At 63.3% G+C, this 245-nt stretch carries 1 protein-coding gene; it reads left to right on the forward strand.

Annotation, left to right across the window (positions count from 1 at the left end):
* Positions 1 to 245 (forward strand): family 20 glycosylhydrolase (locus tag SB764_RS43610; RefSeq protein ID WP_410867254.1); only part of this gene is annotated, 245 nt, incomplete at both ends.

The raw sequence follows: 245 nt of genomic DNA on the forward strand, positions 1-245 counted from the left end.
CTGGCATTTGTCGGATGATGAAGCGTGGCGCGTAGAGATCGACGCCTATCCGGCTCTGACGGAGATTGGCGCCTGGCGCGGCCACGGGCTGGCAATTCCGCCGCTTCTCGGCTCCAGCCCGGCTCGAACGGGCGGGTTCTACACCAAGGCTGCGGTACGAGAGATCGTTTCGCTCGCCTCTTCGTTCGGCATAACCGTCGTTCCGGAGATCGACATGCCGGGCCATTGCTATGCGATGCAGCTCG

It is taken from the genome of Paraburkholderia sp. SIMBA_027 (assembly GCF_046535315.1).
GTDB classification, from domain to species: domain Bacteria; phylum Pseudomonadota; class Gammaproteobacteria; order Burkholderiales; family Burkholderiaceae; genus Paraburkholderia; species Paraburkholderia tropica.